The following is a 22,625-nucleotide window of genomic DNA, read 5'->3' as shown; positions in this document are numbered from 1 at the left end:
GTGCGTGCTTCCCTCACAGCTCTGATCGCGACCGGCCTTGTGGCCACGACCTCCGCCGCGGCACTCGATCCGACCCCCTCGCCCTCGCCTCGTACTCAGTTCAAGGTGCGGCTCGCCGATCTGCCGACGCGCTACTTCATCGCCCACCGCGGCGCGGGCGCGTACGTCGCACCGGAGGACACCGCGCAGGCGCTCGACCACGGGAACGACGAGCCCGACGCGGACCTGCTGGAGTTCGACGTCCGCGTGCTCACCGACGGAGTCGGCGGGGTCTGGCACGACCCGACCGTGGACCGGGTGAGCACCTCGACCGGATCGGTGGACGCCCTGAGCAGCACGGCGTTCTCCAAGCTGGTGATCGACTCCAGCTCCTGGTTCGGCGGCGGCGTCGCGAACACGCACCCGATCCTGCTCGACCAGGTGCTCAGTGAGTTCGGCGGGAAGCGGCTGCTGCTGGCCCACCCCAAGGACACGGCGGCCATGAAACTGGTGATCGACGAGGTCACCAGGCGCGGCCTGACCGACGCGGTGCAGGTCCAGACCCTCTCGCGCAGCGACCTGAAGCTCGCGATCGCCGCCGGGCTGAACGGTCAGCTTCTCATCCAGGACGCCGCCCAGGCCCAGGTCGACACCCCGGCCGCGGTGAAGGCCGACGGGATCAAGCGGGTCTCCATCCAGGACGAGCTCTCGGACGGCGTGATCCGCGATTACGTGAACGCGGGCCTGCTCGTGTCCGTCTGGAACGTCGACCGGCAGTACCGCCGCGACCACTTGTACGCGCTCGGTGTACGCGGCATCGACAGCAACGACCCGACCTACGTCAGCGGGGACACGGCGCGCTACGGGCGCGGCCGTGACCCGTTCTCCACACAGACGTGGTGGTACGGGCAGATCGGCCAGGCGCAGACGGCGGACGCGCTGACCGCCTCCAAGCGCGGCCGGTTCATCGCGCCGAACTGGTGGCACGTCAACCTGGGCGAGTATCCGCTGTTCGTGCTGCAGGGCTGGGCCTCTCCCCTGCCGAAGACGTACAAGCTGAAGCTGCAGATGCGGTACGACTCGCTCGGCAAGGACCGTAAGCGCTGGGGCGGGGTCTACTTCTCGGCGAAGAACGACTCGGCGTACAGCGACGCGGACTCCTCGCTCAACGGCGGCTACTCGGCCATCCTGCGCACCAACGGCACGCTCGGCCTGTACCGCAAGGACGCCGGAAAGACCGTGACGCTCAAGACGCTCTCCACCACCGCCCTCAAGAAGGGTCATGTGGCCGGCCTCACCATCTCCGTCAGCGGCTCCAGCGTGACGGTCACCCGGACCGACGGGCCGGACAAGAAGATCACGGTCAAGGACACGAAGTACCGCGGCCGCTATGTGTTCCTGGGCCGCCACGCGTCCGCCGGCCACGAAGGGCCAGGCGTGTCGTTCGCCAACGTCACGGTCGGCTGACGCCGGCCCCGCCGGGCACCTTGGGCGCGGCGGCGCGGCGGCCGGCGTGCAGGCTCGTGAGGGTGACGGTCGCCAGCGTCGCGACGATGACGGCGAGGGAGATCGGGGTCGGGATCTCCGGGAGCCAGGACCACGAGCCGTGCGCCCAGTGCAGGATCAGCTTCACGCCGATGAAGGCGAGGATGACGGCGAGGCCGTAGCCGAGGTGGACGAGCTTGCTCAGCGTGCTCTGCAGGACGAAGTACAGCGCCCGCAGGCCGAACAGCGAGAAGGCGTTCGCGGTGAAGACGAGGTACGGATCCTGGGTGACGCCGTAGACGGCCGGGATCGAGTCGACCGCGAAGACCAGGTCGGTGCCGAAGACCGCGACCACGACGAGCGCCAGAGGGGTCAGCGCCCGCCGGTTCCCCTGCCGGGCGGTGAGGTTCGGGCCCTGGTAGTCGTCGGTCACCGGCATGAAGCGGCGCACGAGACGTACCGACCGCAACGAGGACACGTCGACCTTGTGGTCCGCGCCGCTCACCGTGTCCCGCAGGATCTTGATGGCGGTGACGAGAAGGATCCCGCCGAAGATCAGGAACGTCCAGGAGACCGCCTGGACCGCGGCGGCGCCGATCGCGATGAACACCCCGCGCAGTACGAGCGCGCCGGCGATGCCGTACAGCAGGACCCGCTGGGTGAGCACGGCCGGCACCGCGAAGGCGGCGATGAGCAGCATGAACACGAAAAGGTTGTCGACCGACAATGACTTTTCAACCAGATAACCGGTGAAGTAGTCGACCGCGGTCCGTGATCCGAACCGCTGCCAGGCGAAGATCCCGAAGATGATCGGCAATGCCAGGTAGAAGGCGGTCCAGCCCAGCGCCTCGCGGAACTTGACGGTGTGCGGGCGACGGGTCAACACGAAGTCCACCGCGAAGAAGAACAGCACCCCCGCGAGAGTCACCGTCCAGAGCAACGGTGAGGCTACGGACTGGGTGACGTTTCCGGCTGCGGGCATACGGGCTCCTCGAACGGCTCATCGTTCGAGGTCTCCTTCACCCGCGCCTGCGCGGGCCACCGCCCGGGGACACCGCAAGGGACGTCCGTGCTGACCGGGCCGGCGCTGGGAAGTACTCCCCTCACCGCCCACGATAGCCGCTGGTCACCGGCCCCCGCTCCGGACATCCGGAATCAGGCCTCGATCAGTGCCCGAAACACCGGTCCGCCGTACGGATCGGGCCGTACGGCGGGCCGGTGGTGACGTCGGTCTAGTTCGGGCTGGCCACCCAGCCGTCGGCGACGAAGCGTGCCGCGTCGGACGGGCGCTCGCCGTCGAAGACGGTGTGCCCCGAGCCGTTCGTGGCCCGCACGCCGTCGACGTACACGCCGCGGCCCTCGTACACCGGGTCGGTCGTGTAGCGCCAGCGCACCGAGGTGGTGCCGGCCGGCAGCGTGGCCGTGGCCTTGGCCCAGCGCCGGTCGGAGAAGCCGGAGAACGTGCCGTTCACCGTCCACTCGTTGTGGCCCGAACGCAGCGAGAACGGCGCCGGTGTCCAGGTCGTGCCGTCAGAGGTGGTCTCGAGCACGCCCAGGTCGGACTCCTCGGTGTCGTACCAGAGGTCGAAGGAGAGCTTGGTCGCGCCGGTCACCGGGGCGGCGAGCGTCGCGGTGGTCTTGTCCTTCGTCTGGGAGAACCACGCGGTGCGACCCGCCGCGGGCCGTACCGGGATGGCACGGGCCAGGTCCCCGACGACCGCGCCGCGCGCCGGGGTGATGCTGCCCCAGTTGCGGCTCGGGTGCACCCGGTTGGTCAGCAGAATGCTGAACGACCGGGACAGCGGGTCGATCACTATGTCGGTGCCCGTGTAGCCGGTGTGGCCGGCGGTGACCGGCGAGGACAGTGCGCCCATGTAGAAGCGCTGGTTGAGCTCGAAGCCGATGCCGTGCGAGTTGCTCGGGAAGTTCTGGTTGTAGTTGGTGAAGATCTGCCGCACCGAGCCCTCCCGCAGGACGCGGGTGTGACCGTACCGTCCGCCGTCCAGGATCATCTGGGCGAGGATCGCGATGTCGTGCGCGGTGGAGAAGACTCCGGCATGGCCGGCGACGCCGCCGAGGGCGTAGGAGTTCTCGTCGTGCACCTGGCCCCAGACGAGGCCGCGGTTGAGCGCCGCGTAGGGCGTGTGCTCGTACTCCGTCGCGGCGATCCGCTGCTTCTTGGACGCGGGCGGGTTGTAGCCGGTGTCCTTCAGCCCGAGCGGCTTGGTGATCCCGTCGCGTACGAGCACGTCGAGGGTCTTGCCGGTCACCTTCTCCAGCACGAACTGCATCGTGATCAGGTTGAGGTCGGAGTAGACGTACGCGGTGCCGACCGGGTTCTGCAGCTTCTCGGCGTACAGCGCCTGCTCCTGGGCCGCGCGGCCCGTGTAGTTGTAGAACGGCAGGTCCGGCCGCAGGCCGCTGACGTGCGTGAGCAGCTGCCGCAGGGTGATCGTGCCCTTGCCGTTCTGGGCGAAGTCGGGCAGGTACGACGCGACGGTCGCGTCCAGACTGATCTTGCCGCGCTCGATCTCCTGCAGGGCCACGATGGTCGTGAACAGCTTCGACATCGACGCCAGGTCGAAGATCGTGTCGTTCCGCATGGGGATCCACTGATCCTGCGGCAGCTCGGTCGGCGTGTCATCGGCGTAGCGCAGGGCGTACCCGGACGCGCTGTGCTGCACGATCGTCCCGTTGTGCGCGGCGAGCACGACCGCACCCGGATACAGGGGGTGCGCCGCGCCCGGCAGGGCGGTCTCGTACGCCGCGGCGTCCTTGGCGATCGCCGCGACCTGGTCGGGCAGCAGCCCGGCCGACGCGGCGGAGCCGTAGTGCAGCGTACGGCCGGGCGTGAAGGTCAGGTCGTCGGCGGTCACGGTCGGTGGGCCGCTCGCCGTGGGCGCGGCCTGCGCGACGGCAGGCGCGCACAGGCACGCGGCGGTCAGAATCATCATGAGAGTGCGACGTGGGGGGCGACGCAATTTTCCTCCTCAGCGGTACAGCAGATAACGGGACCGCTGGGCGCGGAACCGTGCCAGCTCGCCCTGCCAGGAGGCGACGATCTGGTCCGTCGTCGAGCCTCCGTCGACCCCCTTTCGCACGAGGTCGGAGCCGGTCAGCTTGTCGATCCAGTACGGAGCGGCGCTCTCGCGCCAGGCGAAGTCCTTGGGGTACAGCTGCCGGGCGGTGACGATCATGGCGATCGCGGTGCGGATGGAGTCGAACCTGCGGCGGTCCGTGACGGTCACCTGCACGCCGGCGCAGTTCTGGTTCACCCACTTGGAGAAGGTCGGCACGAAGTACGCCTCGCGGAACCGCACGCCGGGCAGGTCGAGGGCGTTCAGCGCGTCGACGTAGTGCCAGTCGAGGAACGGCGCGCCGACGATCTCGAACGGGCGGGTCGTGCCGCGTCCCTCCGTGATGGTCAGGGCCTCGAACAGGCCCAGGCCCGGATAGACGACGGCCGTGTCGAGGGTGGGCATGTTGGGCGAGGGCATCACCCACGGCAGGCCGGTCTCGTCGAAGAAGGTGCCGCGCCGCCAGCCGCGCATCTTGATCACCTGCGGCTTGACCTTGCCGCCGAGGAACTCCTTGTCGAACAGCAGGGCCAGCTCTCCGACGGTCATGCCGTGCTGCTCGGAGATCGCGTTCTTGCCGACGCCGGAGGTGTATTCGGGATGCATGACCGGTCCGGTCGCCGCGACGCCGCCGAGCGGGTTCGGCCGGTCGAGCACGACGAAGTGCTTGCCCGCCTGGGAGGCGGCCTGCATGCAGTCGTACATGGTCCAGATGTAGGTGTAGAAGCGCGCCCCCGCGTCCTGGATGTCGAAGACCACGGTGTCGAGGCCGGCCTTGGTGAAGTCGGACGCGATCTGCGTCACGGACTTGGCGTAGGCGTCGTAGACGGGGATCTGCGTACGCGGGTCCTTGTAGGAGCCCTCCGAGCCGCCGGCCTGCGCCGACCCGCGGAACCCGTGCTCGGGGCCGAACACCGCGACCAGGTCGACGCCGCCCGAGTCATGCATCACGTCGACCTCGTGGGTGAGGTCGCGGACCACGGCGGTCGGGTTGGCCACCAGGCCGACCTTCTGGCCCTTCAGCTGCCGGTACCCACCGGCGTGCAGCACGTCGAAACCCGTCTGCACGCCGCCGGCCCTACCGGCGGAGGCGGAGGCGGACCCGGACCCCGCCAGTGCGGCGAACGGTGCCGCGGCTCCGGTGGCCGCGATCCCGCGGAGTACTCCTCGTCGTGTCGTCGTCATTGAATCCCCTCAGTGTCGGAGGCCTCTGAGGTCGGCCACGACGGGCCGGTGGTCGGAGGCGAGCGTGTCCGGGATGTGCGCGCCGGTGACGCGGATGCCGGGCGAGAAGGTCACGTAGTCGATGCGCTCGGTCGGCGCGTCGGCGGGCCAGGTCGGCGTGGTGCGCTGACCCTCGACGGTCAGCGCGTCGGTCAGCCGCGTCCACAGCGGCGCCAGTTCGGCGTCGTCGGGCTGGGCGTTGAGGTCGCCGAGCAGCAGCTTCGGACCGTGCCGTCGGTCCATGATCGCGTCCATGTCGGCCACCTGGGACTCGCGTACGCCCGGGTCGGCCCTGTAGTCCAGGTGGGTGACGTAGACCCACAGGGGCATGCCGTGCGCGTCGACGAGGACCTCGGGGAAACCCGGTCCGGGCGCGGGCACCGGGTCGGGCACCTGCGTGGACAGCCGGGTGATCTCCAGGTTCCGCGCGCGCAGGATCGGGAACCGCGACAGCAGGGCGACGCCGAACCGGCGGTCCGGCGCGCCCGCGCGGTCCGGCGGCAGGTCGTAGATCGGTGCGAAGAAGACATGCATGTGCAGCCGCTTGGCCAGCCAGGTGGCCTCGTCGGTGTAGTCGCTCCGTGCCGCCCAGTCGACGTCGACCTCTTCGAGCCCGACGAGGTCCGGGTGCTCGGATTCGATGGCGCGAGCCTGTCGTTCCAGGTCGAAGACGTGGTCAGCGCCCGCACCGGCCTGGATGTTGTAGGCCATCACCCGCAACCGTACGCCCCGCCCGTGATCGGCGGCGTGGGCGGCGGGGCCGGTGGCGAGGGTGCCGAGGAGCGCGATGACGGCGGGTACGGCGGCGATGCCGTGACGGCGGTGACGGGAGGGATGCGAGGGGGACGAGGACATCGGAACTCCCGGTGCTCGAAAATATCCAACGTCATGACGTGGTCGTATGGAAGTTAAGTACTAACGATCAGGACGTCAATACCCCTCCGCCCAAAGCTTCGGACCGGGGCGGCCACGGCCGCCGGGAGCATGGGCTGATAATTGGTGCGTCATGCCAACCCATCCGGTGTATCGCGCCGCGCGCTCGGTGGTCTTCGCCACCGTGTGCGTCGGGCTGGCCATCACCGGACACATGATGGTGTCCCACGCCGCGGTGCCCGTTCCGGCGGCGGTCGGCGGCCTGGTCGCGCTCACCGTCATCGGTATCGCGCTCACCGGCACCGAGCGTTCGCTGGCGACGATCCTCACCGGGTTGCTCGGCGGGCAGTTCATGCTGCACGCCGTGTTCACGGCGGCGCAGCAGGGCCAGCATCTGGAGCACGGCCACGCGATGGGCTCCTCCTCCGGTGCCGCCGCGATGACGTTCGTGCACGTCGCCGCCGCGGTGGTGTCGTCGTGGTGGTTGCGCCGCGGCGAGCGCGCGGTCTGGGCTCTGGCCAGGCGGATCGCCGCCGTACTCCTGCGGCCGGCCCGCGCCCTGCGGGCGCCGTCGCTCCCGATGTCCGCGGCGCCGTTCCCTGGGGTCCCGGCCGCCGTGCACGGCATCCGTGGCACCGTCCTCCGCCACGTCGTCGTACGGCGTGGGCCGCCTTCTCCTTCGACAGCGCTCGGCTGAGCGCAACGTTCCGGATCACGTGAATCCGGTCTTCGGCATCCCCCCGAAAAGCGTTCGAATGGAGAAGTCCTCACATGCGCATGTCACAACGCGCCGCGGCCATATCCGGCCTGGCGGCACTCGCCGTCACATTCGCGGCCACCGCCGCCTCGGCTCACGTCACGGCCAACCCGAGTACGGCCGAGCCGGGCTCCTACAGCAAAGTGTCATTCCGGGTGCCGAATGAGGAGCAGGGCACCGACACCACCAAGCTGAAGATCGAACTGCCCGCCGACCACCCGATCGCCTCGGTGTCGGTACGCCCGGTGCCCGGATGGACGGTCAAGGTCACGGAGGCCAAGCTGGCCACGCCGATCAAGTCGGACGACGCCGAGACCACCAAGGCCGTCTCGACCATCACCTGGAGCGGCGGGAAGATCGTGCCCGGCCAGTTCCAGGAGTTCGACGTCTCGATGGGCCCGCTGCCGACCAACACGGACCGGCTGATGTTCAAGGCCGAGCAGACGTACTCCAACGGCGACGTCGTCAAGTGGGACCAGGACCCGGGCAACGGCGGGCAGGAGCCCGAGCATCCCGCTCCCACGCTCCACCTCGTCGCCGCCGCGAAGGACGCCTCGGCGAAGGTCGCCGTCCCGGGCAGGGCCGCGGCGTCCTCCGACGACGACGGCACGGCGCGGCTTCTCGGCGGGCTGGGACTCGCCGCCGGGGTCGTCGGCATCCTGTTCGGCCTGTACGGACTGACCCGGAAGCGGGCGTCATGAGGCTCGCCGCGGCGGCCGCCGTCGCGGCGGCGCTGACGGGTGTCCTGGTCACCGCCGTGCCCGCGGAGGCCCACACCACGCTCACCTCGTCCGACCCCGCCAAGGGCGCGACGGTGACCTCGCCCGCGCAGATCCGGCTCACCTTCGCCGACCCCGTGCGCTTCACCGGCGTCGTCGTGACTGACGCCCGGGGCGGCCACCACGAATCCGGAAAGTCCCAAGCCGTGGACAACCACGTGACCGAGGCGGTGGCAGGGCCGCTCGCCGCGGGCGCCTACACCGTCGGCTGGCGCGTGGTCGCCCCGGACGGACACCCGGTCACGGGCGAGTTCGGGTTCACCGTGAAGGGCGGCGGAGGGACCGCCTCCTCGGCGCCGGCCTCCTCCTCGGCGCCGGCCGCGCCGGCGTCCCAGCCGTCCGCCGGGTCCACGAAGCAGGGCTCCAGCGCGGGCTGGTGGTGGATCGGGCTCGCGATCCTCGTCGTGGCGCTGGCGGGCGGCGGCCTCGCGCTCGTCCGGCGGCGCTCCTGACGGCACGCTGACGGTCCCGCGGCCGTAGGGGTCGCGGGACCGGCCGTTCAGCCCTTGGTGGCGACGAACTCGACGCGCTTGCCGGCCCGGCCGGGCGGCCGCAGCCTGCCGTTGACATAGACCTGCGCCGCGCTCCCGTCGCCGAGCACCACGCTCAGGCTCTGCTCGTCGAAGCGCACGGACTGGCCCCGTACCAGGCTCCGGTTGACCAGGATGTCGCCACCGGGCACGCGCACGAACACCTGGCACTTCGCGCCCGTCACGGTCACCGTGAGGGTGACGGAGGCGACGGGCGTCGCGGAGGCCGAGGCCGCCGGAGGCCCATGCCGAGCCGGCGCGTGCTCGCGGCCGTGATCCCAGATCTGGTACGCCGCGTAGGCCGCGGCGCACAGCAACACGATCATCGCGAGAAGCGCGAGGAAGAACCTGCCCCGTAGCGAACGTCTGCGCTCGGAGGACACATGACGCCCCACACCCGTGAGCTTAGTCAGTGCCGTATGCGACGTCAGGTATTTCAATCTGTCAAGGGGGGATCAGCGAGACAAAAATCGGCTCCTGCTGTTGACAGAACGCACCAGAGAAATCTCTGTGACGAATGTGACGAGTGTTATCTCACCACGTGGCCACATCTCAACTGAAATGTCAGGAAAAGGGACATTGCCAGCCGCTTAACCGGCTAATCTCCGGGCAAATGACGGGGTGCCGTCGATGATCGGGGGGCGGAAGTGCCGATCTCATACCGTCGCATCTGCCACAGCGTCGTCGGGGCGAGAGCGATGGTCCTGCTGCTGGCCATCGCACCGGCGACGGCCGCCTGCTCGATCGGATCCCACGCGGACGGCTGCCGCGCCGAGGCGATCACGGTGGCGGCGGCCCCCTCGATCGCACCCGCCGTGGAGCAGACGGCACGCCGCTACAACGCCCGTACCACCTGCGTCCGTGTCACCGTGGTCCGCGAGGAGCCCGCGGACGTCGCGGGCGTACTGTCGGGACAGGGTTCCTCACCCGGAGCGGCCCGCCCGGACGCCTGGATCCCGGACTCCTCACTCTGGCTCCCGGTCGCCCGGCGCACCCGGCTGGGGAGCGCCGCCGTACGGCCGTCCGGCACGTCGATCGCCTCGTCTCCGCTGGTGCTCGCCGCGGCCCAGGGGCGTTCTCCGGGCGACGTGAGCTGGAGGCTGCTCCTGGCCTCGCGCCTGCCCGGCACCGGGGCCGCGCAGCCGCCGGTACGCGTGCGGTTCCTCGATCCCACGACGCAGGCGGCCGGCCTCGGCGCGCTGATGCTCGCCCACCAGGCCTCAGGACCGGGCAAGACCGGGCTCGGCACGTTCGCGATCACGCTCTACTCCGACCTCGGCTCCGCGCTGCCGGACGACAAGGCCGCGTTCTCGGCGATGTTCCACGGAGGGGACCCGCCGACCGCGGTCGTGCTGTCGGAGCAGTCGGTCTGGCAGCACAACCACACCGACGCGAAGCGGCCGGTCACCGCCCGCTACCCGAGTGACGGCGCGCTTGCCCTGGACTTCCCGTACGTCTCGGTGACGAACGATCGCGAGCGTGGCAGGACGGTGGAGGACTTCCGCGCCGCGCTCTCCCAGTCACAGTCCCGCGAGACGTTGCAGTCGCTGGGCCTGCGGACGCCCGACGGCGTCGCCGGCACCGGGTTCGGCGCGAAGTACGGCGTCGCCTCCGAGGCGCCGATCCCGGCGCATCCGCAGGACCCCGCGACGGTCGGCCGGATCCTGCAGATGTGGCAGCGGACCGTGCTCGGCGCGCGCATGCTGATCCTGCTCGACGTCTCGCCCTCGATGGGCGACCCGGTGCCGCGGACGAAGGACACGCGCATCCGGGCGACGACGCGTGCGGCCATCGGCGGCACCCGGATTCTCAGCGACAACTCCCAGGTCGCGCTCTGGGAGTTCGCCACCCGGCTGGACCGCGACCACGACTACCGGCAGCTCGTGCCGTACCGGCCGCTGACGCAGAAGGTCGGCGCGCAGACCCAGCGCGACACCCTGATCGGCGCGTTCAACGCCGCGCAGCCCGCCCTGGGCACGCGGACGGCCCTTTATGACTCCGTCCTCGCCGCCTACCGCGAGGCGGTGCGGACCTACCAGCCGGACCGCAACAACGTGCTGGTCGTGCTCACCGACGGCATGAACTACGACCCCGGGCACACGATCATCCTGCAGGACCTGCTGAAGCAGCTCGGACGGTCCGCCGACCCGCTCAAGCCGGTCGCGGTCGTGCCGATCGCGTTCGGCCCCGACATCGATCCCGAACCCCTGCAGCAGATCGCCAAGGCGACCGGCGGGCAGGCCTTCGTCACCCTCGACCCCCGACAGATCCAGGAGGTGTTCCTGGAGATGCTCATACGCCTGACCTGTGGGCAGGCGTGTCCCATGTCATGAGCGCCCGGTAAGGTCGGGGTGCTGTGAGTTCACTCGAGTGGCTGGCGATCGCCCGGCATGGGGAAAGCATCGGCAATGTCGCCTGGCGCACTGCCGAGACGAACGAGCTTGAAGAAATCGACGTCGGCCTGCGCGACCCGGACGTCCCCCTCTCGGAGACCGGCAGACGACAGGCGGTGGCACTGGGCCGCAGACTGGCCTCGCTGCCGGCCGCCGAACGCCCCACGGCGGTGATCTCCTCGCCGTACCTCCGCGCCGCGGAGACCGCGCGCATCGCGCTGGCCGAGATCGCCGGTCCCCCGATCCGCTACGACGAGCGGTTGCGCGACCGGGAGACCGGCATCCTCTACGCGCTGACCGGGCGTGGCATCGCGGCCCGGTTCCCCGAGGAGGCGGCGCGCAAGCGGCTGACCGGAAAGTTCTACTACCGGCCGCCCGGCGGCGAGTCCTGGGCGGACGTCGCCCTGCGGCTCCGCAGCGCGATGTCCGATATCGAACGCGACCATCCGGGCGGCCGGGTGCTCATCGTGGCCCACGACGCGGTCGTGATGCTCTTCCGCTACATCGTGGAGCAGCTCACCGAGCAGCAGCTGCTCGAGATCGAGCGCACGCTCGTACCGAACGCCTCGCTCGCGATCTGGTCACGCCGGGAGGGCGAGATGCGTCTCGTCACCTTCAACAGCACCGACCACCTCGAGGACGGCGCCGGCCTGCCGGCCTGAGCCCCTACTCCTCACTCCGGTCGTCGTGGACGAACAGGTTGAGCAGCCAGCTCACCAGGCCGACGACGATGGCGCCCCAGAACGCCGCCCAGAATCCGGACACGTGGAAGGGCAGGTTCATCTTGTCCGCGGCCCAGCTCGCCAGCCACAGCAGCAAGCCGTTCACCACGAAGGCGAAAAGCCCCAGCGTGAGGATGTAGAAAACACAGCCGAGCGTCTTGATGATCGGCTTGAGGAAGGCGTTGATCAGTCCGAAGACGACTGCGACGACGATCAGGGTGCCCACCTTGCGGGGCATGGAGGCGGCCGTCAGGTCGATGCCGCTGACGATCAGCGTCGCCACCCAAAGTGCAATTGCGGTCGTAACTACCCGAATCAGGATCTTCACATACCGATCGTTGCACGAAACACTCTGCGCATGAGTGAGCCGAGCGAGCGAACCGGAGACCCAGCGCGCTCGGCCACCCCCTCCGGCGAAGGAGGACTCGTGAAGGTCCGCGACGTCACCGCCCCCGATGCCGACTCCCTGGCGGCGGTGCTCGGCCGTGCCTTCGCCGACGACCCGGTCTGGCTGTGGATGTTCCCCCGGCACCCGGAGCGGATGGCCGCCATGTTCGGGCTGCTGCTCCACCACGCCCGGCTGCCGAACGGCGTCAGCGAGCTGGCCGAACAGGACGGACGGATCCTGGCCGGCGCGCTCTGGGATCCGCCGGGCCGGTGGAGGATCTCGCTCGCCACCCAGCTCCGTCAGCTCCCCGGCCTGCTGCGGGTGCTGGGCACCAGGACCTTCACCGTCATGTACGGGCTCGGCGAGATCGAACGCGAGCACCCGATCGAGCCGCACTGGTACCTGGCCGTCCTGGGCACCGATCCGTCCGCCCAGGGCCGGGGGCTCGGCTCGGCCCTGCTGCGGTCGCGGCTGTCCCGCTGTGACGACCGGCGGTTCCCGGCGTACCTGGAGTCCTCCAAGGAGAGCAACGTCTCCTACTACGAGCGCTTCGGCTTCCGGGTGACCGGCGAGATCCGCGTACCCGGCGGCGGTCCGCGCGTGTGGCCTATGTGGCGGAACCCCCAGTAACCGCCGCGAAGGGCCTCACGACGGATCGTCGAGCAGCGGAAGCGTGAGGACGAAGCGGGTGCCGAGATCGTCGTCGGCAAGCGTCAGCGAGCCACCGTACGAGTCCGCGATGTCACGTGAGATGGCCAGGCCGAGCCCGCTGCCGCCGGAGTCGCGTTTCCTGGACGCGGGCAGCCGGATGAACCGCTCGAAGATCCGCCCGCGGTCCTCCGGCGCGATGGCCTCGCCGTCGTTGAAGACCTCCACGACCGCCTCGTCGTCCTCGCGGCGCACGGTCACGATCACCTCGGAGTCGGCGTGCCGGGCGGCGTTGTCGAGCAGGTTGGTGAGCACCCGGCCGATGTCGACGTTGTTCACCCGGGCGACCACACCGGGTTCGGCGTCCACCTTCGCCGCGACGCGGCGGGGCCGGCGGGCGACCTCCCGTTCGGCCAGGTCGCCCAGGTCGACGCGCTCGGCCCGGCCGGGCAGGCCGGCCTCCCGGCGTGCGAGCACGAGGAGCTCGGTGACGATGTTCTGCAGCCGCTCGGTGTTCTTGAGGGTCTTGCCGAGCGCGGCCCGCAGATCGGTGCCCTCCGGGTCGATCAGGGCGGCCTCCAGTTCGGCCCGCAGCCCGGCGATCGGGCTGCGCAGGTCGTGGGAGACGTCCGAGACGAGCTGCCGCTGCTGGTCCACCGCGGCCTCGAGCCGGTCCAGGGTGGCGTTGACGGCCATCACCAGCCAGTGGAACTCGTCGCGCTTGGGCGGGACCGACACCCGGCGATGCAGGTCGGCGGCGTTGATCTCGTCGAGCTCGGCGCGGATGAGCTCCAGCGGCCGCAGGCGCCGCCCCGCGAGCCACCACCGCCAGACCCCGGCCGCCCCGATGCTGACCGGGATGCCCAGTGCGAGGAGCACCGCCAGGCCGGGCCGGGGGAACAGCCCCAGCTCCGGGGCGAGGACGTACACCGTGAGCGGCCCGGACGGTGCGTCCACACGTGTGACGACGGCGGTGAAGCACCGGCTGCCGGGGCAGATGTGCTGGAAGAGCGGGCTCTCGCTGGTCGGCCTCGGTGCCCGCAGTGCCGACAGGCCGACCAGCGAACGGCTGGCGGCCACGACCTGGCGGCGCTCGTTCTGCACCTGGATCAGGCCGGGGTTGCCGCTGACGATCGGGCTCGTGAGGTGGCCGGCGCGTGCGATCGTGGCGACCTGGCGCGCGGTGAACGTCAGCTGGTTGGTGAGCTGGGTGCCCGCCTGAAAGCGGATGAAGGCGAGCAGCGCGCCGTACCCGAGCATGGCGATGAAGCCCGTCACGACCATCGCGATGACCGTGACGCGCACTCTGATCAGTTGCTCATTGGGAAGCCGCACGATTTTCCTCCGCGAACGCCGCCTCCTGACGGTCGCGCACGGCAACGAAAGAATTACCCGGCGAACGCTCCCTCTACGCATTTGCGCAGGCCACAGCCTTGTTCTCGGATCTTTCCGACAGGATCCGGCACGCCGCTCCGCGCGGATGTGTCCGGATGCGGACGGCGCAAGTCCCATCGCGTCTTGCGAAGTGGGCCGCGCCCTGACGAATGCGTTTCCGCAGGCCCGGTGCGGCGACGGAAGCGGACGGCCGACCGCGAGTGACCGATGGCCACACTCAGCGACGAAACCGTCGGTATATATCGCCGTCTCACGTCGTCTCGTTCGCATTCTCCCCGCGGCCACGACGGAACGCGTGAACCACTACGACACCGCCGTGACCAGTACATTTGATCGCATATGCGAAACCTGGCACGGGGTCTCGGCTCTCGGTCGTGCCTTCGCACCGATGTGTGTCAAAGTTGACACGCGACAGAATGCAGCGAAGCGGTGATACTCAACATGGGAGACACACGGTCGCGATGACGGCCGCCCGCCGGGCGGCTCGCACCAGAACAACTGAAACCGGAAGGATGCCGTCCTCGCCACAGGTTGGCGGCAAATCGGCGTTCGTTTGGAGGCGGGAGCGCCAATGAAGAAGTACCTTACCTGGGCACTCGGGGCCTTTGTTGTTTTCTACCTGCTGAAGTCTCCGGCAGGCGCGGCTCACGTGGTGCACAACGCCCTTGGAACCCTGACATCGGCGGGCGACTCACTGTCGAGGTTCGTGAACGCATTGTGACCCTCGGCGCGGCTCCCCGCCGCGCCGCTTCGAACGCATTCCGGCGGACCATTCCGCTGTGATCAGCCATGGAACTCCCATGGTCGGCCCGGTTTCTCGTGCTCCCCTTCCCCGGAGGCGGTGCACGGCACCGTAGAACGACGTTCTAGAGTGTGCCGCAGCGACCGATCAAAGGGGTGGGCATGGGACCGCTGCACGGTGTACGCGTCGTCGAGATCGCGAGCCTCGCGCCCGCGCCCTTCGCCTGCATGGTGCTGTCCGACCTGGGCGCCGACGTGCTCCGCGTCGACCGCCCGACCAGTGTGGGCCGCGAGGCCGCGATCGACCCGCTGGGCCGCGGCCGTCGGTCCATCGGCCTCAACCTCAAGGACCCGGCGGGGGTCGAGGTGCTGCTGCGCCTCCTGGACACCGCCGACGTCCTGATCGAGGGCTTCCGTCCCGGAGTCACCGAACGGCTGGGCTTCGGCCCGGACATCTGCCTGGAGCGCAATCGCGGCCTCGTCTACGGCCGGATGACCGGCTGGGGGCAGGAAGGCCCGATGGCCCAGATGGCCGGGCACGACATCAACTACATCGCCATCGCCGGCGCACTGGACCCGATCGGCCGCGCCGGCGAGCGTCCCCTGCCCCCGCTCAACCTCGTGGGCGACTTCGGGGGCGGCGGCATGCTGCTGGCGGTCGGCGTGCTCGCGGCGCTGTTCGAACGCTCGCGCTCCGGCCGGGGGCAGGTCGTGGACGCGGCCATGGTCGACGGGGCCGCGCTCCTGACCTCCTTCATCCACGGCATGCGCGGCCAGGGCCTCTGGCAGGACGCACGTGGCACCAACCTGCTCGACGGCGGTGCGCCGTTCTATGACACCTACGAGACGGCCGACGGGCTCCACATGAGCGTCGGCGCGCTCGAGCCGCAGTTCTACGCCGCGCTGCTGCGCGGCCTCGGGCTCGAGGGCGAGGACCTGCCCGCCCAGAACGACCAGGCCCGCTGGCCGGAGATGCGCGCGCGGTTCACCGAGGTGTTCAAGGCCAAGACGCGGGACGAGTGGACGCGGATCTTCGACGGCACCGACGCCTGCGTCGCCCCCGTGCTCGGTCTCGGTGAGGCGCCGGCCCATCCGCACGCCACCGCGCGGACCGGGTTCGTCGACGTCGGCGGCCTCACCCAGCCCGCGCCCGCGCCGCGCTTCAGCCGCACCGCCGCCGAGACGCCCGCCCCGCCCGTACGCCCGGGTGAGCACACCGAGGCGGCGCTGGCCGAGATCGGCCTTTCCGCGGCGGAGATCGCGGACCTGCGCGAACGGGGAGCAGTCGCCTGAACCCCACCTGCGGCCCGGCCTGACCCGGCCATTCTTCGCCGCTCTCCGCCAAATGCACGATCCCGTACCGCGGGGTGTGCGTCATCCTGTGCCCATGAGGCCCATCCGCGTCCTCATCGTCGATGACCAGGCACTGTTCGCCGAGGCGCTCGCCGCCCGGCTCAGCGCCGAACCCGACCTTGAGGTGCTCCCCGTCGCCCACGACATCCGGCGTGCCACCGCGCTCATCGCGACCGAGGCACCGCAGGTCGTCGTGCTCGATCTCGTGCTCGGAGAGGAGAGCGGGCTGGACGCCCTCGACATCATGCGCCGGCGGTACCCCGACGTCCGCGTGGTGGTCCTGAGCGGCATCACCGACATCGACCCGATGGTCACCGCGCTGCGCCGGGGCGCGGTGGGCTGGCTGCCCAAGACCGAGAGCGCCGACCTCGTCTCCCAGGTGATCCGCGGGGCGGCCGGGCGCGGCGGCTGGATCCCGCCGGCGGTCCTCGGTGAGGTGTTGCGCCGCCTGCTGGCCGACGGCGGACCGGACGTCGACGATCTGGCCGAGCTGACACCGCGCGAACGCGAGGTCCTGCGGTGCATGGTCGACGGCCAGAGCCGCCCGGAGATCGCCGACCGGCTCGGCCTGTCGGCCAACACCGTGCGCACCCACACCCAGAACCTCCTCGCCAAGCTCGACGCGCACTCCGCGCTGGAGGCGATCACGGTGGCGATGCGTGCGGGAATGCGTCCGTCGAATCCCGGTGATGATCCCCCGATGTGAACGGAGTCCCCCATATGGCGTAGGTCGTCATCGTCCCGATGCGCGTTCAGGCGCTGTGACGACGCCCGTACTCTCGGCCCAGGCGAGAGGGGCAGTCGTGGAAATCGGGCGAGGCTGACCTTGCGAAGGCGGAGATGCCACGGCGGCGAGGGCCGCTGCTCCGGCGTCCGCGCCGTGATCATCGGGGCCGGCGACGCCGGCCGCGCTCTGGCGCGCGCGCTGCTGGAGGCCGAGGGCGACCTGACTCCGGTCGGGTTCCTCGACGACGCCCTCACCGGTGAGACGGTGTCCGGCCTGCCCGTGCTCGGCGGCACCGTCGACATCACGGCCGCGACCTGGCCCGCCCGCACCCAGGTCGTCGTCGTCGCGATCCCGTCGCTGCCGCCCGTACGCGTCGCGAGCCTGGTCGGCCGGGTCGCCGAGGCCGGCCTGGACGTACGCTACGTGCCGCCGGGGGCCGCCGCCGGCACCGATCCGCTGCGGCTGCTCGGCCGCGACGAGCTGGCGGTGGCGAGCATCCGGGCGCGGCGGTTCGTGTCCGGGCGCCGCGTCCTGGTCACCGGGGCGTGCGGCACGGTCGGCGCCCGGCTGTGCCGCCGGCTGCGCACCCTGCGCCCGGCGGCGCTCATCCAGCTCGACAACGACGAGAAGGCCCTGGCCCGGCTGACCGCCGAGAGCGAGACCGGCCGGCCGGCGGTCGTCGACATCAGGGACGCCTCCCGGGTCGACGCGCTGTTCGAGGAGGTACGCCCCGAGCTGGTGCTGCACGCGGCCGGGTTCAACCACGATCCCCGGTGGCTGGAACGGCAGCCGTGCGCGGCGGTGCGTGCCAACGTGCTCGGCACGCGCAACCTCGTACGCGCGGCCGTACGCCAGGACGTGGAGCGGTTCGTGCTGGTCTCCACCGACCAGGCCGCCGAGCCCGTCTCCGTGCTCGGCGCCACCCGCCGGCTCTCGGAGCTGGTGCTGCAGGCGGAGGCGGGCGGGCAGACCTGCTTCGCGGCGGTACGGGTCGGCAGCGTGCTGGGGTCGGGCACGTCGCCCCTCGGCGCGGTCGCCGGCCAGCTCGCGGCCGGACAGCCGGTCACCGTCACCCACCCCGACGCCGCGCGGCATCTCATGAGCGCGCGGGAGGCGGCCGAACTCGTCCTGGAGGCCACCGCGATGGCCGAGGACGCGGAGACGTTCGCGCTCGACACCGGGCCGCCGTCCTCGGTGCTCGGCGTGGTGGGCGCGCTCGTCGACGGGCTGCGCCTGCCCGACGTGACGATCCGGTTCACCGGCCTGGGACCGGGCGAGCGGCTGCGCGCCCGGTCCTTCGCCGACTCGGAGGCGATGACACGTACGGCGCACCCCCTCATCTACGCGACGCGCGGCACCATGCCCTCGCACTGGCGGAACGAACCCCTCACCGCGCTGCTCGACGCGGCCGCGCGTGACGCCGACGACGAAGTACGCGCGCTGATGCGCCGCATCCTGCCGGAGTACCGGCCGCAGGAGGAACGCCCGTGACCGAGCGAAGCGAGGGAACCAGAAGGCACAGTCCCCCGGTCACTCCCCCGACGCGGGAGGGCCCGTGACCGAGCGAAGCGAGGGAACCAGAAGGCACAGTCCCCCGGTCACTCCCCCGACGCAGGAGGGCCCGTGACCGAGCGGAGCGAGGGAACCAGAAGGCACAGTCCCCCGATCGCCACTGGCCGCATGACCGAGCGAAGCGGCGAGCGCCTGCTCGCACCGCCGGTGGAAGAGGAGGTCACGTGACTCCCGTGCGCGTCGCGCTGGTGCTCGACCGGTTCGAGGGAGGACCGGCGCGCGCCGCGCTGACCGCGGCGCTCGCGCTCGACCCGGAGGCGTACGCGCACACCGTGGTCGCCGGTGAGCCGGGCGCCCTCGACGCGTGGGCACGGGAGTCCGGGATCGCGGTGATCCACGCGCACGGGCCGCGCGCGCTGGCCGAGGCCATGGGCGGCGGGTACGACATCGCCCACACCCACGTGGGGACGGCCGGGCGGTTCGCCGCCGTACGTGCCGGCGTCCCGCGGATCGTCCACACCTGGTACGCCCCACCCGGCCCCACCCTCGCCGAGCGCCGGGCCGCACGGCACACCGACGTGTTCCTCGCCGTGGGCGCACGTACCGCCTCGCGCGCCCTCCGGCTCGGCCTGGCGTCACCGGGGCGGCTGCGGGCGATCTGGCCGGCCGTGGACCTGCCGAACCTGGCGGGCACGCGTACCCGCGCCCGGCGGCTGCTCGGGCTTCCCCTGGGCGCACAGGTGGTCGGGGGGATCGGTCCGGCGCGCGGTGCGCGGCGGCCGGACGTGTTCGCGCGGGCCATCGCCCGGCTGCCCTCGAGCGTCTACGGCGTCTGGGCGGACGGCGACGGCGGCCCCGCGGCGCGGCTGCCGGGACGGCTCGGCCAGAGGTTCACCGAGCGCGTCGGCGGCGAGCGGCTGATCTGGCTGGGGCGGCGCGACGACGTGGCCGACCTGCTGCCCGGCTTCGACGTGCTCGCGATGACCGGCCGGCACGAGGGAGTGCCGTACGCCGCCGTCCAGGCCGCCGCGGCCGGCGTGCCGCTGGTGGGGACCGTCGCGCCGAGCGGCCCGGACATCATCCGCGCCGGTGAGACGGGTCTTCTCACCGCGCCGGGCGATCCGGCACAGCTCGCCGACGCGATCACATATCTTCTGGATAATCCGGCCGAAGCGCGCAGAATGGGCCGCGCGGCGCTGAAGCGGGTGGCGGACCGTTGCAGTCCGAGGTCACTATCGGTGACTTTGGACGAGGTTTACCAACGTGCATCGTCGCACCTTGATTGCACGTAGACGCTCCGAATTCAAGATTAGTTTACCCTCAGTGACCACATGACCACCTCCGGCCAGCAACCCTGTCTTTACCGCCGCCTACCTGGACACCGGCGTCGTAGAGAGTGACGGTCGACAACGTTGGTTCATGTTTTCCGAAGACGGGGGTCTGTCATGGTCGAAGGGCAATCACGCTCATCACCCTCCGCTACAGCACCGCTACTGGATCGCGGCGCGGGGGCCGCGACCACCGACGCGGTGGTCCTGCCGGCACGTCCGGCCGGCGACCCGGACCTGTGGCGGCGCAGGATCCGGCACGACATCCGTCACGAGCTCGGCACCATCATCATGCTGGCCTCCGCGATGTCGGTCGCCGACGACGTCGGCCCGGCCAGCCGCAAGCGCGTCGACGCGCTGCTCGGCGAGACGCGCTGGCTGGACCACCTGCTCCGGCGCCTCGACGAGGACGACGACCGGCCCGAGGAGGGCCCTCCGAGTCCCGAGCGCGTCCGCGTGGACGAGCTCGTCGGTGAGATCGTCGCCGGGCTGCGGCTCGCCTCGATCCGCCGGGTCGGCTACGACTCGGGCCCGGCGTGGGCGCACATCGACCCGCTGGCGCTGTGGCGTGCCGTGCGCAACATCCTCGACAACGCGTGCCGGGTCGCCGTCGAGCGCGTCGACGTGAGCGTGGCCTGCGAGGACGGATGGACGGTCGTGCAGGTCGACGATGACGGGCCGGGGTTCGGCGGCGGGGCGGCCGGCCTCGCCTCGCTCGGGCTGGGCATCGTGCACGACCTCGTCTCCGGCTACGGGGGCGGACTCGAGGTGCGCAGGTGTGAGCTGGGCGGCGCACGGGTGCGCATCCTGCTGCCCTCGGCGGTCTGTCCGTGAAAGTGCTGATCTGCGACGACCACGCGGTGTTCGCGGACTCGCTGGCGATGGTGCTGCGCGAGTCGGGACACGACGTGGTCGGCGTCGTCTACTCCCCCGAGGCGGCTTTGCGCCTGCTCCGGTCGGCCGCGGCCGACGTGTGCCTGCTCGATCTGCAGTTCCCCACCGGTTCGGTGCTGGAGAGCCTGCCCGGACTTGTACGTGCCGCGCCGTCGACGCGGTTCGTCGTGCTGTCGGGCTCGATCGACGCCGAGCTGCTCGAGGCCGCCCTCGCCGCCGGCGTGCGGGGCTTCGCCCACAAGGGCCAGCAGGCCGGCGAGATCGTCGCCATGCTGGCCCGCGTGCACGCGGGCGACGTGGTGATCGACCCGACCACCGGCTCCCCCATGCCGCCGCGCCCGCGCAGCGAGGCGCAGCGGCTCGCGCACTACCTCACGCCGCGCGAACGCGAGGTGCTGACCCGGCTGGTCCGCGGCGAGAACACCGCCACTCTCGCGCGCTCCATGAAGATCACCCGGAGCACCGCCCGCAGCCACGTCCAGAGCGTGCTGACCAAGCTGGGCGTGCACTCGCAGCGCGAGGCGGTGATCGCCGCGGCCCGTCATGGCCTCGTCAGCGTGAATACCGGCGAATGGCTCCTCACTTAGCCACCAATGCGCCGATAAATCGTTTCTCTCGGCATTGAAACCAATGACTTCCCGCGCGTGCACATTCGTGCGCGGTGCGAGCGATGTACGATCAGTAAAACTCACGGGCGGCAGCTGGTCTAACCGCTGACCTGCACCCTGCCTCCGCGAGCGTGCAAATGGGCGACGAAAGACGTGGTTGAACGCCGGATGAGCCGATATGAGCGGTGGAACGGCCTGCTCTCCCTGCTCGCGAGCCGTGGCCGGCTCAGTGTCGAGGAGGCCGCCGCCGAGCTGACGGTGTCCGCGGCGACCATTCGCCGCGACTTCGACCAGCTCGCCCAGCAGCAGATGCTGACCCGTACGCGCGGCGGCGCCGTCGCCCATACCGTCACCTACGACCTGCCCCTGCGCTACAAGAGCGCGCGGCGCGCCTCGGAGAAGCAGCGCATCGCGGCGGTCGCCGCCGACCTCGTACCCTCCGGGGCGGTCGTCGGCGTCAACGGCGGCACGACCACGACCGAGGTCGCACGCGCGCTGGCCACCCGCGCCGACCTGCACACGGAGGGCGCCTCACCCGCGGTGACCGTCGTGACGAACGCCCTCAACATCGCGGGCGAGCTGGTCGTACGCCCGCACATCAAGATCGTCCTGAGCGGAGGCGTGGCGCTCCCGCAGTCCTACGAGCTGGTCGGCCCACTGGCGAACGGCGTGTTCGACCAGGTGACACTGGACATGGCCTTCCTCGGCGTCAGCGGCCTCGACATCGAGCGCGGGGCGACCTGCGCCAACGAGGACGAGGCGAGCATCAACCGGCAGATGGCGGTACGCGCCGAGCGCGTCGTCGTCGTCGCGGACGGCTCCAAGCTCGGCCAGCGTGCGTTCGCCCGGATCTGCGGCATCGGCGAGGTCGACCTCCTGGTCACCGACACGGACGCGGACGTCCGCGCGTACGAGGAGGCCGGCATCAAGGTCGTCCGCGCCTAGGGTCCGTCTCGAAGTCCTCGGTCCGGGCCGCGCCCTACCTGAGCCGCGCCCCGTCGTGGGTCCTGCCCCGTCGTGGAGCCCGCCCCGTCGTGGAGCCCGCCCCGTCGTGGAGCCCGCCCCGTCGTGGAGCCCGCCCCGTCGTGGAGCCCACCCCCCTGGAGCCCACCCCCTGGAGCCCACCCCCCTGGAGCCCACCCGCCAGTGAGAATGGTGGGGCAGGCGATGCTGGTGTGGTTTGGCTCTTTGCCCGCCCGACCTCGTGAGTGA

At 70.8% G+C, this 22,625-nt stretch carries 22 protein-coding genes; 15 read left to right on the top strand and 7 right to left on the bottom strand.

Features of this window, described 5'->3' with window-relative positions:
- Window positions 1–1,446, top strand: a complete 1,446-nt coding sequence (locus FB559_RS20820) for a glycerophosphodiester phosphodiesterase (protein WP_141957185.1) — start codon at window positions 1–3, stop codon at window positions 1,444–1,446.
- On the opposite strand, the gene FB559_RS20815 is transcribed toward FB559_RS20820, so the two are convergent.
- The 4 genes from FB559_RS20815 to FB559_RS20800 form a co-directional block, all read right to left on the bottom strand.
- On the bottom strand, window positions 1,433–2,446 hold the full coding sequence (locus tag FB559_RS20815) for a TerC/Alx family metal homeostasis membrane protein (protein WP_141957184.1): 1,014 nt from the start codon (window positions 2,444–2,446) through the stop codon (window positions 1,433–1,435). The two genes, FB559_RS20820 and FB559_RS20815, sit on opposite strands and share 14 nt — an antisense overlap.
- Before the next feature lie 250 nt (window positions 2,447–2,696).
- Window positions 2,697–4,418 carry a serine hydrolase domain-containing protein gene (locus FB559_RS20810; protein WP_221640105.1) on the bottom strand — a complete coding sequence of 574 codons (1,722 nt, stop codon included), beginning with the start codon at window positions 4,416–4,418 and terminating at the stop codon, window positions 2,697–2,699.
- A 36-nt stretch (window positions 4,419–4,454) separates the two neighbouring features.
- Entirely contained in the window at window positions 4,455–5,726 is a 1,272-nt protein-coding gene (locus FB559_RS20805) for an exo-beta-N-acetylmuramidase NamZ family protein (RefSeq protein ID WP_141957183.1), read from the bottom strand.
- A gap of 9 nt (window positions 5,727–5,735) precedes the next feature.
- A complete protein-coding gene (locus FB559_RS20800) occupies window positions 5,736–6,620 on the bottom strand; it encodes an endonuclease/exonuclease/phosphatase family protein (RefSeq protein ID WP_141957182.1) in 885 nt (294 codons plus the stop codon).
- 151 nt (window positions 6,621–6,771) lie between these two features.
- Here FB559_RS20800 and FB559_RS20795 point away from each other — a divergent pair, with 151 nt between their 5' ends.
- The 3 genes from FB559_RS20795 (at window position 6,772) to FB559_RS20785 (ending at window position 8,626) form a co-directional block, all read left to right on the top strand.
- Complete coding sequence (locus FB559_RS20795) at window positions 6,772–7,335, top strand: hypothetical protein (RefSeq protein WP_141957181.1); 564 nt, start codon at window positions 6,772–6,774, stop codon at window positions 7,333–7,335.
- A 74-nt stretch (window positions 7,336–7,409) separates the two neighbouring features.
- Complete coding sequence (locus FB559_RS20790; protein WP_141957180.1) at window positions 7,410–8,096, top strand: YcnI family copper-binding membrane protein; 687 nt, start codon at window positions 7,410–7,412, stop codon at window positions 8,094–8,096.
- Window positions 8,093–8,626 carry a copper resistance CopC family protein gene (locus FB559_RS20785; RefSeq protein ID WP_141957179.1) on the top strand — a complete coding sequence of 178 codons (534 nt, stop codon included), beginning with the start codon at window positions 8,093–8,095 and terminating at the stop codon, window positions 8,624–8,626. Before FB559_RS20790 ends, FB559_RS20785 begins: the two co-directional genes overlap by 4 nt.
- Window positions 8,627–8,673: 47 nt before the next feature.
- On the opposite strand, the gene FB559_RS20780 is transcribed toward FB559_RS20785, so the two are convergent.
- Entirely contained in the window at window positions 8,674–9,099 is a 426-nt protein-coding gene (locus FB559_RS20780) for a hypothetical protein (protein WP_141957178.1), read from the bottom strand.
- 252 nt (window positions 9,100–9,351) lie between these two features.
- Between FB559_RS20780 and FB559_RS20775 the strand changes: the two genes are divergently transcribed.
- Both FB559_RS20775 and FB559_RS20770 read left to right on the top strand, forming a co-directional pair.
- Window positions 9,352–11,037 carry a substrate-binding domain-containing protein gene (locus FB559_RS20775; RefSeq protein ID WP_141957177.1) on the top strand — a complete coding sequence of 562 codons (1,686 nt, stop codon included), beginning with the start codon at window positions 9,352–9,354 and terminating at the stop codon, window positions 11,035–11,037.
- Window positions 11,038–11,060: 23 nt separating this feature from the next.
- A complete protein-coding gene (locus tag FB559_RS20770) occupies window positions 11,061–11,759 on the top strand; it encodes a histidine phosphatase family protein (protein WP_141957176.1) in 699 nt (232 codons plus the stop codon).
- A 4-nt stretch (window positions 11,760–11,763) separates the two neighbouring features.
- Here the strand turns inward: FB559_RS20770 and FB559_RS20765 are convergent, their stop codons facing one another.
- Window positions 11,764–12,102 carry a phage holin family protein gene (locus FB559_RS20765; RefSeq protein WP_425455077.1) on the bottom strand — a complete coding sequence of 113 codons (339 nt, stop codon included), beginning with the start codon at window positions 12,100–12,102 and terminating at the stop codon, window positions 11,764–11,766.
- Between the two features lie 144 nt (window positions 12,103–12,246).
- Here FB559_RS20765 and FB559_RS20760 point away from each other — a divergent pair, with 144 nt between their 5' ends.
- On the top strand, window positions 12,247–12,837 hold the full coding sequence (locus FB559_RS20760; protein WP_221640104.1) for a GNAT family N-acetyltransferase: 591 nt from the start codon (window positions 12,247–12,249) through the stop codon (window positions 12,835–12,837).
- A gap of 15 nt (window positions 12,838–12,852) precedes the next feature.
- Here FB559_RS20760 and FB559_RS20755 read toward each other — a convergent pair whose 3' ends face one another.
- Window positions 12,853–14,190 carry a sensor histidine kinase gene (locus FB559_RS20755; protein WP_185792323.1) on the bottom strand — a complete coding sequence of 446 codons (1,338 nt, stop codon included), beginning with the start codon at window positions 14,188–14,190 and terminating at the stop codon, window positions 12,853–12,855.
- A 631-nt stretch (window positions 14,191–14,821) separates the two neighbouring features.
- On the opposite strand from FB559_RS20755, the gene FB559_RS44005 reads away from it, so the two are divergent.
- From FB559_RS44005 to FB559_RS20720, 8 genes are all read left to right on the top strand, one after another.
- Window positions 14,822–14,971, top strand: coding sequence for a hypothetical protein (locus FB559_RS44005; RefSeq protein ID WP_185792322.1), 150 nt, complete (start codon window positions 14,822–14,824; stop codon window positions 14,969–14,971).
- Between the two features lie 182 nt (window positions 14,972–15,153).
- Window positions 15,154–16,284 (top strand): CaiB/BaiF CoA transferase family protein, encoded by a 1,131-nt coding sequence (locus FB559_RS20750; protein ID WP_185792321.1) that lies wholly within the window; start codon window positions 15,154–15,156, stop codon window positions 16,282–16,284.
- A 94-nt stretch (window positions 16,285–16,378) separates the two neighbouring features.
- Window positions 16,379–17,050, top strand: a complete 672-nt coding sequence (locus FB559_RS20745) for a response regulator transcription factor (protein ID WP_185792320.1) — start codon at window positions 16,379–16,381, stop codon at window positions 17,048–17,050.
- A gap of 120 nt (window positions 17,051–17,170) precedes the next feature.
- Window positions 17,171–18,562 (top strand): polysaccharide biosynthesis protein, encoded by a 1,392-nt coding sequence (locus tag FB559_RS20740; protein WP_141957171.1) that lies wholly within the window; start codon window positions 17,171–17,173, stop codon window positions 18,560–18,562.
- A gap of 245 nt (window positions 18,563–18,807) precedes the next feature.
- On the top strand, window positions 18,808–19,875 hold the full coding sequence (locus FB559_RS20735) for a glycosyltransferase (RefSeq protein WP_141957170.1): 1,068 nt from the start codon (window positions 18,808–18,810) through the stop codon (window positions 19,873–19,875).
- A 237-nt stretch (window positions 19,876–20,112) separates the two neighbouring features.
- The gene (locus tag FB559_RS20730) at window positions 20,113–20,745 is read left to right on the top strand and encodes an ATP-binding protein (RefSeq protein WP_141957169.1); all 633 of its coding nucleotides are present in this window, start codon (window positions 20,113–20,115) and stop codon (window positions 20,743–20,745) included.
- Window positions 20,742–21,392, top strand: coding sequence for a response regulator transcription factor (locus FB559_RS20725; RefSeq protein ID WP_141957168.1), 651 nt, complete (start codon window positions 20,742–20,744; stop codon window positions 21,390–21,392). The genes FB559_RS20730 and FB559_RS20725 overlap by 4 nt, the downstream gene beginning before the upstream one ends.
- 189 nt (window positions 21,393–21,581) lie before the next feature.
- Window positions 21,582–22,358 carry a DeoR/GlpR family DNA-binding transcription regulator gene (locus tag FB559_RS20720; RefSeq protein WP_141957167.1) on the top strand — a complete coding sequence of 259 codons (777 nt, stop codon included), beginning with the start codon at window positions 21,582–21,584 and terminating at the stop codon, window positions 22,356–22,358.
- Window positions 22,359–22,625: the final 267 nt, after the last annotated feature.

The sequence above is a fragment of the Actinoallomurus bryophytorum genome (genome assembly GCF_006716425.1).
GTDB classification, from domain to species: domain Bacteria; phylum Actinomycetota; class Actinomycetes; order Streptosporangiales; family Streptosporangiaceae; genus Actinoallomurus; species Actinoallomurus bryophytorum.
The sequence above is the reverse complement of the archived record's forward strand: the minus strand, read 5'-3'. Positions and strand labels throughout refer to the sequence as shown.